This window comes from Microbacterium binotii (assembly GCF_021398715.1).
GTDB lineage: Bacteria > Actinomycetota > Actinomycetes > Actinomycetales > Microbacteriaceae > Microbacterium > Microbacterium binotii_A.
This window is the reverse complement of record NZ_CP090347.1, coordinates 1,078,665-1,092,356: the sequence shown is the minus strand read 5'-3', so window position 1 is coordinate 1,092,356 and position 13,692 is coordinate 1,078,665. Positions and strand designations below refer to the sequence as shown.

General features: G+C 69.2%; 7 protein-coding genes. 4 read left to right on the top strand and 3 right to left on the bottom strand.

Annotated features, from left to right (window positions below):
• Positions 1–23: 23 nt before the first annotated feature.
• The 4 genes from hrpA to LXM64_RS05515 all read left to right on the top strand — a co-directional run bounded on the left by hrpA (position 24) and on the right by LXM64_RS05515 (position 9,631).
• On the top strand, positions 24–3,929 hold the full coding sequence (gene hrpA / locus LXM64_RS05530) for an ATP-dependent RNA helicase HrpA (RefSeq protein WP_234074960.1): 3,906 nt from the start codon (positions 24–26) through the stop codon (positions 3,927–3,929).
• Positions 3,930–4,169: 240 nt separating this feature from the next.
• Positions 4,170–7,082, top strand: coding sequence for an immunoglobulin-like domain-containing protein (locus tag LXM64_RS05525; RefSeq protein ID WP_234074959.1), 2,913 nt, complete (start codon positions 4,170–4,172; stop codon positions 7,080–7,082).
• 100 nt (positions 7,083–7,182) lie between these two features.
• Positions 7,183–8,124 (top strand): quinone oxidoreductase family protein, encoded by a 942-nt coding sequence (locus tag LXM64_RS05520; protein WP_234074958.1) that lies wholly within the window; start codon positions 7,183–7,185, stop codon positions 8,122–8,124.
• Between the two features lie 70 nt (positions 8,125–8,194).
• Complete coding sequence (locus tag LXM64_RS05515; protein ID WP_234074957.1) at positions 8,195–9,631, top strand: LLM class flavin-dependent oxidoreductase; 1,437 nt, start codon at positions 8,195–8,197, stop codon at positions 9,629–9,631.
• Positions 9,632–9,689: 58 nt separating this feature from the next.
• Here LXM64_RS05515 and mmsB read toward each other — a convergent pair whose 3' ends face one another.
• From mmsB to chvE, 3 genes are all read right to left on the bottom strand, one after another.
• Complete coding sequence (gene mmsB, locus LXM64_RS05510; protein WP_234074956.1) at positions 9,690–10,907, bottom strand: multiple monosaccharide ABC transporter permease; 1,218 nt, start codon at positions 10,905–10,907, stop codon at positions 9,690–9,692.
• 23 nt (positions 10,908–10,930) lie between these two features.
• The gene (gene mmsA, locus LXM64_RS05505; protein WP_137417569.1) at positions 10,931–12,460 is read right to left on the bottom strand and encodes a multiple monosaccharide ABC transporter ATP-binding protein; all 1,530 of its coding nucleotides are present in this window, start codon (positions 12,458–12,460) and stop codon (positions 10,931–10,933) included.
• A gap of 74 nt (positions 12,461–12,534) precedes the next feature.
• The gene (gene chvE / locus LXM64_RS05500; RefSeq protein ID WP_234075407.1) at positions 12,535–13,608 is read right to left on the bottom strand and encodes a multiple monosaccharide ABC transporter substrate-binding protein; all 1,074 of its coding nucleotides are present in this window, start codon (positions 13,606–13,608) and stop codon (positions 12,535–12,537) included.
• Positions 13,609–13,692 lie beyond the last annotated feature (84 nt).

The following is a 13,692-nucleotide window of genomic DNA, read 5'->3' as shown; positions in this document are numbered from 1 at the left end:
GGCTCGGGTTAGCATCGAAGGCTGTGTCAACGCCGGAACCCGTCATCTCGTTCCCTCCCGAGCTGCCCGTCAGCGCGGCCCGGGAGGAGATCGCGCGCGCCATCGAGGACCACCAGGTCGTGATCGTCGCCGGCGCGACGGGCTCCGGCAAGACGACGCAGCTGCCGAAGATCTGCTTGGAACTCGGGCGCACCCGTATCGCGCACACGCAGCCGCGACGCATCGCGGCGCGGACGATCGCCGAGCGCATCGCCGAAGAGCTGCAGGTCCCGCTCGGCTCCACGGTCGGCTACAAGGTGCGCTTCACCGACAAGGTCTCCGCCGACACGCGCGTCGCCCTGGTCACCGACGGCATCCTGCTCAACGAGATCCACCGCGACCGGCTTCTGCGCCGCTACGACACGATCATCATCGACGAGGCCCACGAGCGCTCCCTCAACATCGACTTCCTGCTGGGGTACCTCCGCCGCATCCTGCCCGAGCGCCCGGATCTGAAGGTCATCGTGACCTCCGCCACGATCGATCCCGAGAGCTTCGCGCGCCACTTCGCCGACGCCGACGGTGTTCCCGCTCCCGTCGTGGAGGTGTCGGGCCGCACCTACCCCGTCGAGATCCGGTATCGACCGCTCGTGCCGGAGGCCGACGATGAGACCGAGGAGGCCGCCGTGCCCGCCTCCGAGACCGAGGACGAGGTGACCGCGATCGTCCAGGCGCTGCGCGAGCTCGACACCGAGGCGCCGGGCGACGTCCTCGTCTTCCTTCCCGGCGAGGCCGAGATCCGCGACGCGGCGGATGCGGTGCGCGCCGCCTACGCCTCGGCCACGGCGCCCACCGAGGTGCTGCCCCTCTACGGCCGGCTGTCCGCGGCCGAGCAGCATCGCGTGTTCGAGCGGTCTCGCGTCGCGGGAGTGCGACGTCGGGTGATCCTCGCCACGAACGTCGCCGAGACGAGCCTGACGGTTCCCGGCATCCGCTACGTGATCGACACCGGAACCGCCCGCATCTCCCGCTACAGCAACCGATCGAAGGTGCAGCGGCTGCCGATCGAGGCCATCTCGCAGGCCTCCGCGCAGCAGCGGTCCGGCCGTGCCGGAAGAACGGCGCCGGGCATCGCGATCCGCCTGTACGGGGAGGGCGATTTCGAGCGCCGCCCCGTCTTCACCGAGCCGGAGATCCTGCGCACCTCGCTCGCCGCCGTCATCCTGCAGATGCTCGCGCTCGGATTCGGCGACATCTCCGCCTTCCCCTTCCTCACCCCTCCCGACTCCCGGGGCGTCCAGTCGGCGTTCGACCTGCTCGTCGAGCTGCAGGCCGTCCGCCGGAGTCGGCAGGGGTCCGCGCTCACGCAGCTCGGGCGGGAGATCTCCCGACTGCCGATAGACCCGCGCTTCGCTCGCATGCTCGTCGAGGCGCGGCGCACCGACGTGCTGCCGGACGTGCTCGCGATCGTTGCCGGCATGTCGATCCAGGACGTCCGTGAGCGTCCCGAGGAGCGCCGCGAGGAAGCGGATCGACTGCACGCGCGATTCGTCGATCCCACGAGCGACTTCCTGACTCTCCTGAACCTCTGGAACCACCTGCGTGAGCAGCAGGACGAGCTCGGTTCGAGCGCCTTCCGCAGGCTGTGCCGGGCGGAGATGCTCAACTACGTGCGCGTGCGGGAGTGGTTCGACGTGCACCGCCAGCTCTCGCAGCTACTGGGCCTTCGTCGCGATGCCGAGCGGGCGCCCGGCGCTGCGGATCCCGCCGCGGTGCATCGCGCTCTGCTGTCCGGGCTCCTCTCGCACATCGGCATCCTCGACGAGCGCGAGAAGGGCCGAGAGGGCAAGGGCACGCGCGCGGAGTATCGCGGGGCCCGCGGCACGCGCTTCTCGCTGTTTCCCGGATCCGGTCTGCGCAAGAAGCGGCCGACCGCCGTCATGGCCGCGGAGCTCGTCGAGACGAGTCGCCTCTTCGCCCGCACGGTCGCGGCGATCGATCCGGCCTGGGCCGAGCCCCTCGCGGGCGATCTCGCCAAACGGCAGCTCAGCGAGCCGCACTGGTCGAAGGATGCCGGCGCCGCCACGGCCTACGAGAAGGTCACCCTGTTCGGCGTCGAGATCATCCCCCGACGGCGCGTGCAGCTCGCCCGTTTCGACCGCCCGCTCGCGCGGGAGATGTTCGTGCGCCATGCGCTCGTCGACGAGGAGTGGGATCCCTCGCGCCTGGGCAAGCCCCTCACCGCCTTCGCGCGCCGCAACCTCGAGCTGCGCCGACGCCTGGAGAAGGTCGAGGAGCGCGAGCGCCGCCGCGACATCCTGGCCGGAGACGAGGCGGTCTACGCGTTCTACGACGCACGTATCCCCGCCGACGTGTTCGACGCCCGCTCGTTCGAGTCCTGGTGGAAGGACGCCATCGGTCGCACCCCGCGCCTGCTCGATCTGAGCGAGGCCGACCTGCTGGAGGGCGCTGAGCGCGCGGACGAACGCGCCTTCCCGACCCGATGGACGCAGGGCGACCAAGTGCTCTCGCTCGCATACCGGTTCGAACCGGGGGCCGCCGACGACGGCGTGACAGCGATCGTCCCGCTCGCCCTCCTGGCGCAGCTGTCGCCGCGCGGATTCGACTGGCAGGTGCCGGGCATGCGCGACGAACTCATCACCGCGCTCCTGCGAGCACTGCCGAAGGCCATCCGACGCCACGTCGTGCCGGCGGCCGACTGGGCGGCGCGCTTCGCCGAGGAGCTGAGCGGCGCGGGCCCCGAGGATCACGGGGGTGTTCCCCCGCTCCCTCTTCGCGACGCCCTCGCCACCCGCATCCAGCGGGTCGCCAACCAGCCGGTGAGCGCGTCCGACTTCGAGATGGAGCGCGTGCCTGACCACCTGCTGATCTCGTTCCGCGCGGTCGACGAGCGCGGCCGTGCGGCCGGCTCCGGCCGCGACCTGGTCGCCCTGCAGGAGCGTTACTCCGATCGCGCCCGTTCTTCCGTCGCACGCTCGCTGCGCCGCGGTCCCGCCGCCCCCGGTGTCGTCGCCGCACCCGGCACACCCGGTGCGCGCGTCACCGCGACCGCCGACGGTTTCGCGGAGCGCACGGGGGTGACGGATTGGGACTTCGGGACGCTCCCCGCACAGGTCGACACGCGCGTGGCGGGCGGTGTCGTCCGCGGCTACCCCGCGATCATCGACGACGGCGCGAGCGTGTCGCTGCGCATCGAGGCGACCCCGGAGTCGGCAGCCCGGGCGACGCGCGCAGGCATCCGCCGTCTCGTCCTCCATGCGGTGCCCTCCCCCGTCTCCTATGTGCTCGACCACCTCACCGCGAACGAGAAGCTCGCGCTCGCCGCCTCCCCCTACCCCTCCGCCAAGGCTCTCGTCGAGGACGCGCGCGTCGCGGTCGCGGATGCGGTCATCACCCGCATCGCCCCCGACGGAATCGTGCGCGATCGCGCCGGCTTCGAGGGCCTCAGGGACGCGTTCAGCGCCGCGGTCACGGATGAGCTGTTCCGGGCGACGAGCCTCGTCGCCCGGATCCTGCTCTCCCTGCGAGAGATCGAGCGCGCCATGAAGCGGCAGAACTCGCTGACGCTGCTCGGCGCCCTCGGCGACATCCGCGCCCAGCTGGATGGCCTCGTCTCCCCCGGTTTCGTCTCGCGGACCGGGACGGAGCGCCTCGCCCATCTGCCGCGCTACCTGGCGGCGGTCACCGAACGGTTGGCGCAGCTGGCCGACCAGCCCGGACGGGATCGGCAACGCCTCACCGAGTACGAGCGCGCCGCCGCCGCGTACACGGATGCCGGCGGCACGATCCCGCCCGCAGACACCGCGCCTGCGTCTCTCGTGCATGCCCGGTGGCTGCTCGAGGAGTACCGCGTGAGTCTGTTCGCGCAGCGTCTGGGAACGGCCGAACCTGTCTCCGCCCAGCGCATCCTCAAGACCTTACGCGGCTGATCTCGGCCGAGCGCGCCGCCGCGTGCGCGATGCCCCCGGCGCGCGGCGGGACGTTGACAACGTCTCCGCACAGCCAATACGGTGATCCCAGGCCGAGAATGTTCTCGGTAACAATGACTGCCGGCCGCATCCGCGGCACACGATTGCGCGACGACGCTCAACCGATCGCCGCGGGGACCGTGACGTCCCCGCGCACGCTCCGCCGCGTCTCGCCCTTCGATGAGAGCGAGGAGCCTCCGCGTGAGCACGCGCCACAGATACCGAATGCTGACCAGGGGCGGAGCGGTGTGGACCGCTCTCGCGCTCGCCGTCGCCGGCGCGGTCGTCCCGACCGCCGCCCAGGCCGCGACGCCCGCGCCGCTGCTGCACTACACCTTTGACAGCGTCGCGGGTACGACGATCCCGGATGCGAGCGGCAACGGGTTCGACGCGACCCTGCAGCAGAGCGGGGGCGCCGTCGCCGACGGCAGCCTCTCGCTGCCCGGTGGGTCCCGCGGCACCGCCGCCTACCTCGACATCCCCACGACCGGTCTCGTCGGCAAGAAGGACCTGACGATCTCGACCTGGCTCTCGCCGCGCTCGGGCGCCGGCAACACCGCGGCCGCCTTCATCGGCGCCCCCGTCGCATCCGGGAACTCCTACTCGTCGGGATACTGGCTGCTCAACCCCGCCAATCCGAACGGGTACGTCAAGTCGGTCGTCACCAACGCCGTCTCCCCCGGCTCGCCGTGGACCACCGAGGTCGGTCCCGGTGCCACCAATGCCGCGACCTCCGGCATCCGCACCCCCGCCGGCCTCAGCCTGTACACGACGGTCATCGACGGCACGACGGGTCAGCTGCGCGTCTACGTGAACGGTGCGCGCATCTCGCAGACCGCGATCGCCCGCGACGTCGCCGCGTTCGGCTCGAGTCTCGTCGCGGCCCTCGGCCGCTCGACCTACAACGACGCGAGCTGGAGCGGACTGGTCGACGACTTCGCGATCTACGGGCAGGCGCTCAGCGACGCCGACGTCCTGGCGCTCTACAACGGCGAGGCTCTGGACCGCGCCGTCGCCGCCGTCACGGTCCCCGCGACCGCGGAAGCCGACTTCGCCGTCCCCACCACGAGCGCCGGCGTCACCGTGAGCTGGGGATCGAACAACCCGGCCGTCGCCGTCGCCGGCGGCACCGCGACCGTCACCCGCCCCGCCGCGGGCTCGGGCGACGCCGATGTGACACTGACCGCCACCTTCAGCGTGGGCGGCGCCACCCGCATCCAGACCTATCCGGTGCGGGTGCCGCAGCTGCTCTCCGACGCCGAACGCGTGGCGGCAGACCTGGCGGCGATCCAGATCGCGAACCTCGACGACGTCCGCACCAACTTCTCCGTCCCCGCCATCGGCGCGCAGGGGTCCACGATCACCTGGACGGTGGATGCGGCGCATGCGACGCTGCGGCCCGGCGTGCGCGACGACTCGCGCACGGTGGACGTCACACGACCCGCGGCCGGCTCCCCCGAGATCGTCGTCGAGCTGACCGCGACGGTCGCCCACGGAACGTCGACCGCCAGTCGCACCTTCTCCGCTCGCATCCAACCGCTGCCCGCGGGCAACGAGGAGACCGAGGCGTACTTCTGGACCTTCTTCACGGGTGAGGGCCAGGGCGCCGAGCGGGTGAGCATCGCCGCGTCCAAGGGCAACGACGCGCTCAGCTGGAACACCCTCAACGACGGACAGCCGGTGTTCACCTCCACCGTCGGCACCGAGGGGTTGCGCGATCCCTTCATCATCCGCGCGCCCGAGGGCGACAAGTTCTACATGATCGCGACGGACCTGAAGATCGACGGCCTGGCCGGCGGATTCACGACCGCGCAGATCTCCGGCTCGCGCTACATCGAGGTCTGGGAGTCCGACGACCTGGTGAACTGGTCCGAGCAGCGTCATGTGAAGGTCTCGAGCGACTACGCCGGAAACACCTGGGCGCCGGAGGCCTATTGGGACGAAGAACTGGACACGTTCGTCGTCTTCTGGGCGTCGAACCTCTACCCGACCACGAACGCCGCCGATCGCACGGCCGTCACCTACAACCGGATGATGTACGCGACGACCGATGACTTCGTCACCTTCTCCGAACCGCAGATCTGGAGCGACGTGCGCCGGGGCTCGGGGCTCGGTCTCATCGACTCCACCGTCGCGAAAGTCGACGGCGTCTACCACCGCTTTACCAAGGACGAGGCGAGCATGACGATCCGCCACGAGAAGTCGACCGATCTGCTGGCGACGATCACGGGCACACTGCCGGGCACGACCGGACCGGCGGACGAGTGGACGCTCGTGAAGGAGCGGGTCGCCGGCGGCCTGCCCAACGGCGAGCCCGGCGGAACGTTCACCAGCGGCGAGGGCGCCAACATCTTCCCCGCCAACGCGGGTGATGTGAACGGCCTGGACTGGTTCCTGTTCATCGACCAGCCCAACTACCACGGCGGCCCCAACCACTACGTGCCGTTCGGAACGACGAACCTCGAGGACGGGAACGCCTGGCAGCCGCTCGGTGCGAAACTGCGCCAGTCGCTCCCCCAGAACGCCGACGGCGGCAAGCCGCGCCACGGCACGGTCATTCCCATCACGCGCACCGAGTACCAGCGCGTGCTCGAGGCCTACGCGACCGACATCGCGGTCGCCTCGGTCGACGAGATCGCGGTGACGACGCGGGCGGGCGTCGCGCCCGCACTGCCGCAGGCGCACCTGACGAAGGCGGACGGCTCGCAGCAGAGTGTCGACGTCGTCTGGGATGCCGTCGCTCCCGCCGCCTACGCCGCCGCGGGCACGTTCACGGTCGCCGGCATCGCACAGGACGACTCGCGCATGCCGGTGGAAGCCACCGTCACCGTCACCCCCGCGGTGTCCGTGCAGGCCACGACCAGCGCGCGTTGCCTGGCGGGCACAGCCGTGGTCTCAGTCGTCCTCAGCAACACGGGTACCAGCTCGGCTTCGGCCACCATCACGACCGTGTACGGCGCGAAGACTGTCACGGTGGCGGCGGGCAAGAGCGCGTCGACCGCCTTCACGACGCGGCTCGGGGCGATGCCCGCGGGAACGGCCACGGTCTCCGTGACCCAGGCGGGTGCGACCGCGAACCTCACCGCGCCGTACCCGTCGCTCGCCTGCGGCTGAGTCCCGGCGTCCCGCCCCGTGGCGGACCGGCGAGTCGATCGTCGGTCCGCCACGGGGCGCGTTGCGTCGGGGCTCGACACAGGGCAGAGTGGCGAGCACCATGACACACGCGATCGTCTACTCCGAGCACGGCGGCCCCGACGTCCTCACCCTCACCGAAGTCGAGATCCCCTCCCCGGACGCCGGCCAGGTGTCGGTGCGGATCGAAGCCGCGGGCGTCAACCCGATCGATGCGAAACTCCGAGCGGGCATGCGCGGCCCGGTCCCGATGACCCACCCCCGCCGCATCGGCAGCGACGGCGCCGGCGTGGTGACCGCTGTGGGCGAAGGCGTGGAAGGCTTCCGCGTCGGGGATGCGGTCGTGATCTTCTCCGCCGGCGGCCTCTACGCAGAAGAGGCGATCGTCAAGGTCGGGTCGCTCCAGCCGCGACCTCCCCAGGTGGATGCCGCGACGGGCGCCGCCCTCGGCATCCCCGTCGGCACCGCCTACCAGTCGCTGCGCTCGCTCGATGTGCGCAGCGGCGACACCCTCGTCGTTCACGCGGGCTCGGGCGCCGTCGGTCAGGCCGCGGTGCAGTTCGCCGTGCTCTGGGGCGCGACGGTCGTCGCGACCTCGTCCCCCTCGCGTTTCGACAGACTCCGCGAACTCGGCGCGACCCCGGTCGCGTACGGCGAAGGACTCGAACAGCGCCTGCGCGAGGCCGCGCCCCAGGGCTACACCGCCGCGTTCGACGCGGCGGGAACGGACGAGGCGATCGCCGCCTCCCTCGCCCTCGTGGACGACCGCTCGCGCATCGCGACGATCGTGCGCGGCGCTGATGCGGCGGGATTCGGCATCCGCGCGTTCTCCGGCGGCTCCCCCGAACCGCTCACCGACCAACAGCTCGCGTGGCGGGCGGAGGCTGTTCCCGTCGTTCTGGCGCTGCTCTCGGCGGGCCACTTCTCGGTCGAGCTCGGCGAGCAGCTTCCGCTCACGGACGCACCGCAGGCGCACCGTCTCATCGAGGCGCATGCGCCGGGCAAGATCACGCTCGTGCCCTGACGTCCACACGTCGATGACGCCGCGTGTCGGCGCGGTGGCCTCCCGCGTGCGCCGGTGTGAGACTCGCCGCATGGCAAAGCGCATCATCCTGAACGCCTTCGACATGACGTGCGTCAGTCACCAGTCCGCGGGCACCTGGCGCCACCCCGACAGCAGGGCCACGACGTACAAGGACCTCGAGTACTGGACCGAGCTCGCGAAGCTCCTCGAACGCGGTCGGTTCGACTCGCTGTTCATCGCGGACGTGCTGGGCACGTACGACGTGTACCGGGGCTCCGCGGCCACGGCGCTCGGCGACGCCGACCAGGTGCCGGTGAACGATCCGTTCCTCCAGGTTCCGGCGATGGCGCTCGTCACCGAGCACCTCGGCTTCGGCGTCACAGCGGCACTGACGTACGAGCAGCCGTATGCGCTCGCGCGCAAGTTCTCGACGCTCGACCATCTGACGAAGGGTCGCGTCGCGTGGAACGTGGTGACGAGCTACCTGAACAGCGCCGCGATCAACCTCGGCCTGAGCAAGCAGATCGCGCACGACGACCGCTACGAGATCGCGGAGGAGTTCGTCGACGTCACCTACAAGCTCTGGGAGGGCTCGTGGGAAGAGGACGCCGTCGTCGCCGACCGCGAACGCGGGGTGTACACCGACGCGGCGAAGGTGCATCCGATCGGCCACCAGGGCACGTACTACTCCGTCCCGGGCATCCACCTGAGCGAGCCGTCGCCGCAGCGCACCCCGGTGATCTTCCAGGCCGGCGCCTCCCCGCGCGGTCGCGCCTTCGCCGCCCGCCACGGCGAGGGCGTCTTCATCAGTCCCGCGAACCCCGCCCAGGCACGCGAGATCGTGCGCGACATCCGCTCGCGCGCGGCGGCGGAGGGGCGCGACCCCGACGACGTGAAGACCTTCGCGCTGGTCACCGTCATCACCGCCGAGTCGGATGCGGCGGCTCAGGCCAAGTACGAGGACTATCTGTCCTACGCCTCGGGCGAGGGGATGCTCGCGTTCTACGGCGGCTGGACCGGCATCGACTTCGGGCAGTGGGATCCCGACCAGCCGCTGGAAGAGGTGGAGAACGACAGCCTTCGCTCGGTGCTCTCCTCTCTGGCGAAGATCGACCCCGAACGCCGGTGGACCCCCGCCGACATCGTCGCGCAGCGCTCGATCGGCGGCATGGGGCCGGTCATCGTGGGCGGCCCCGAAACCGTCGCCGACGAGCTGGAGCGTTGGGTCGACGAGGGCGAGATCGACGGCTTCAACTTCGCGTACGCGATCACACCGGGCTCGTTCGAGGATCTCGTGGAGTTCGTCGTGCCCGAGCTCCAGCGCCGCGGTCGGGCACAGACCGAGTACGCGGGATCGACGCTGCGCGAGTCGCTCTACGGCGCCGGCCACGCCCGGGTGGCCGACACGCATCCGGCCGCGCGCTACCGCGGGGCCTTCACCGACGGCGCGAGCGCGGCGGACGGCACCCTGCCCTCACGCATCGCCGAGCGGCTCGCCGTGCGCTGACACGCACATGACGAAGGGCCCCGCCGATCGGCGGGGCCCTTCGTCATGGTGACGGTGCTCAGTTGCCGGAGCGCCGCTTGTTGTACACGTCGAAGGCGACGGCGAGCAGGAGCACGAGGCCCTTCACCGCCTGCTGCCACTCGATGCCGATGCCCATGATCGACATACCGTTGTTCAGCACACCGATGATCAGACCACCGATGATCGCACCGCCGATGGTTCCGACGCCGCCCTGCACCGCCGCGCCGCCGATGAAGGCCGCCGAGATGGCCTCGAGCTCGAAGCCGTCACCGGCCTTGGGTCCGGCGAGGTTGAGACGAGCGGTGAAGATGAGGCCGGCCAGCGCTGCCAGCAGTCCCATGTTGACGAACAGCCAGAAGTCGACCCGGCGGGTCTTGATACCCGACAGCTCCGCCGCATGGCGGTTGCCGCCGATCGCGTAGATGTGGCGGCCGAAGACCGAGCGGTTCATGACGACGCCGTAGACGAGCACGAGAACGGCCAGCACGATGAGCGTGACGGGGATCCCCTTGTACGCGGCGAGCGAGTAAGTGAAGAACGCGATCGCTGCGGCGATGAGCACGAGCTTGGCGACGAACCAGACGATCGGCTCGACATCCTGTCCGTACTTGCGGCGTCCGGCACGGGTGCGCCACTGCTGCACGACCAGGGCGATGATGCCGACGGCACCGATCAGCAGCGTGAACACATCCGGGTCGCCGCCGAAGATGCCGTCGAGGAAGCCGTTGCCGAGCGCGCGGTACTCGTCGGGGAAGGAGCCGATGTTCGCGTTGCCGAGCACCACGAGCGCGAGCCCGCGGAAGATGAGCATGCCCGCCAGGGTCACGATGAAGGCGGGGATGCCGACGAAGGCGACCCAGAAGCCCTGCCACGCACCCACGAGCGCGCCGATGGCGAGCGACAGGATGATCGCGAGCCACCAGGGCAATCCCCACTGCACCGCGAAGACGCCCGAGACCGCGCCGATGAAGGCGGCGACCGATCCGACCGACAGGTCGATGTGACCGGCGATGATGACCATCACCATGCCGATCGCGAGCACGAGGATGTAGCCGTTCTGCACGACCAGGTTCGAGATGTTCTGCGGACGCAGCAGGATGCCGTCGGTCAGGACGGCGAACAGCACCACGACCGCGAGCAGCGCGATGAAGATGCCGTTCTTGCCCAGGTCGGTGAGCACGTGCGTGATCCAGCGGGTGGCCTTGTTGTCGACCGGGTTGATCGTCGCCCCGGCGGCGGTGTCGTTGTTCGACATGTCGTTGTCTCCTGCGAGCCCCGTCAGCGGGGCTTCTCCATGGTCATGAGCTTGAGAACGGATTCGGGGCTCGCCTCTGCGATCGGCAGCTCGCCCGTGATGCGACCCTCGGACAGCGCGTAGACGCGGTCGGAGATGCCGAGCAGTTCGGGCAGCTCGGACGAGATGACGATGATGCCCTTCCCGGATGCGGCGAGCTTGTTGATGATCGTGTAGATCTCGTACTTCGCACCCACGTCGATGCCGCGGGTCGGCTCGTCGAGGATCAGCACGTCGGGATCCGAGTAGATCCACTTCGAGAGCACGACCTTCTGCTGATTGCCGCCGGAGAGCTTCCCCGTCTTGACCAGCACGCTGGGTGCCTTGATGTTCATGTCGCGGCGGTACTCGTTCGCGACGCGGTACTCCTCGTTGTCGTTGACCAGGCCCGCCTTCTCGAGCTTCTTGAGCGACGCCATGGAGACGTTGCGCTTGATGTCCTCGATGAGGTTCAGCCCGTACGTCTTGCGGTCCTCGGTCGCGTAGGCGAGTCCGTTGTCGATGGCCTCCGAGACGGTGCGCGTCTTGATCTCCTTGCCCCGCATGAACACCCGACCGGAGATCCGCGTCCCGTAGCTGTGGCCGAACAGGCTCATGGCGAACTCGGTGCGACCGGCGCCCATGAGGCCCGCGATCCCGACGATCTCCCCCGCCCGCACCGTGATCGACACGTCGTCGACGACGACGCGCGAGGTGTCGACGGGATGGTGGGCCGTCCAGTTCTCGACCCGCAGCAGCTCTTCGCCGATGTGGGGCTCGTGATCCGGGTAACGGTGCTCGAGGTCGCGACCCACCATGTCCTTGATGATGCGGTCCTCGGTGACGTCGTTCTTCGCGATCGTCTCGATCGTCTTGCCGTCACGGATGACGGTGACCGTGTCGGCGACCTTCTTGATCTCGTTGAGCTTGTGACTGATGATGATCGACGTGATCCCCTGACCCTTCAGGTGCAGGATCAGATCCAGGAGGTGGGCGGAGTCCTCGTCGTTCAGCGCGGCGGTCGGCTCATCGAGGATCAGCAGCTTGACCTCCTTCGAGAGCGCCTTCGCGATCTCGACGAGCTGCTGCTTGCCGACGCCGATCTGGTTGATCTTCGTCGTCGGGTTCTCCCGCAGACCGACCCGGGCGAGGAGCTTGCCCGCCTCGAAGTTCGTCGCGTTCCAGTCGATGAGACCGAGCGGGCCCCGCTGCTCGTTGTTGAGGAAGATGTTCTCGGCGATCGACAGGTACGGGCTGAGCGCCAGCTCCTGGTGGATGATCACGATGCCCTTGGCCTCGCTGTCGCGGAGGTTGCGGAACGCGACCTCCTCGCCGTTGTACACGATCTGTCCGTCGTACGTGCCGTGGGGGTAGACACCCGACAGCACCTTCATGAGCGTCGACTTACCGGCGCCGTTCTCACCGCAGATGGCGTGCACCTCGCCGCGCTGGACGGCGAGATTCACGTTCGAGAGCGCTTTGACTCCCGGGAATGTCTTGGTGATCCCACGCATCTCGAGGATGTTCTGGGACATCGTTGCTCCTCTTTCCTGTCGCCGACGGGAGTGTGCCGGGCGGCACGGGGCCGCCCGGCACGGATCCTCGGTTATCAGCCGTTGATCTCGTCTTCGGTCCAGTAGCCGCTGTCGACCAGGACCTCCTGGATGTTGTCCTTGACCACGATCTGCGACTCGAGCAGGTAGGACGGGACGACCTTCTTGCCGTTGTCGTAGTCCTCGGTGTTGTTCACCTCGGGCTCCTCGCCCTTCAGCAGAGCGGAGGCCATCTTGACGGCGACCTCGGCCAGCTTGCGGGTGTCCTTGAAGATGGTCGCGTACTGCTCACCGGCGACGATGGCCTTCACGGAGTCGATCTCGGCGTCCTGGCCCGAGATGATCGGCCACTCGGCACCGACCGAGTAGCCGGCGTCGGTGAGAGCCGAGATGATGCCGCGCGAGATGCCGTCGTAGGGCGAGAGCACCGCGTTGACCTTCGAGCCGTCGGAGTACGTCGAGGTGAGGATGTTCTCCATGCGCTTCTGCGCCGTCTCGCCGTCCCAGCGCAGCGTCGCCGCCTGCTGGAAGTCGGTCTGACCGCTCTTGACGACCAGGACCTTCTTGTCGATGTAGGGCTGGAGCGTGTCGATCGCTCCGTTCCAGAAGAACGTGGCGTTGTTGTCGTCGGGCGAACCGGCGAACAGCTCGATGTTGAACGGGCCGGCCGGAGCGGATGCCGCGGCCTTGCCGTCGAGGTCGGTGAGACCGAGGCCGTTGAGCAGCGAGTTGGCCTGCTGCACGCCGACCTTGTAGTTGTCGAACGACGCGTAGTAGTTGACGTTCTCGCTGTCGCGGATGAGGCGGTCGTAGGCGATGACGGGGATGTCGCCGTCGGCGGCCTCCTGCAGGACGCTGGTGAGCGTCGTGCCGTCGATCGAGGCGATGATCAGGGCCTTGGCGCCCTTGGTGATCATGTTCTCGATCTGCGAGACCTGCGTGGGGATGTCGTCCTCTGCGTACTGCAGGTCGACCGTGTAGCCCTGCGCCTCGAGCTGCTCCTTGACGGCGTTGCCGTCCTGAATCCAGCGCTCGGAGCTCTTGGTGGGCATGGCGACGCCGATGAGTCCGCCGTCTCCGCCGCTGTCCCCGCCGCTGCCGCCCGCGCTGCTGCCGCAGCCCGAGAGCATGAGCGCGCCGGCGGCAACGGTTGCCGCGGCGAACAGGAACTTGGTGCTCTTCACAGTGTGTCCTTTCGTAAGACGTCTCTGTCT

Bases quoted from the DNA above. Each gene is read 5' to 3' on its own strand.
- LXM64_RS05520 (WP_234074958.1), top strand. From the start codon at position 7,183: ATGACACACGCGATCGTCTACTCCGAGCACGGCGGCCCCGACGTCCTC.
- LXM64_RS05515 (WP_234074957.1), top strand. From the start codon at position 8,195: ATGGCAAAGCGCATCATCCTGAACGCCTTCGACATGACGTGCGTCAGT.
- mmsB (WP_234074956.1), bottom strand. From the start codon at position 10,907: ATGTCGAACAACGACACCGCCGCCGGGGCGACGATCAACCCGGTCGAC.
- mmsA (WP_137417569.1), bottom strand. From the start codon at position 12,460: ATGTCCCAGAACATCCTCGAGATGCGTGGGATCACCAAGACATTCCCG.
- chvE (WP_234075407.1), bottom strand. From the start codon at position 13,608: ATGCTCTCGGGCTGCGGCAGCAGCGCGGGCGGCAGCGGCGGGGACAGC.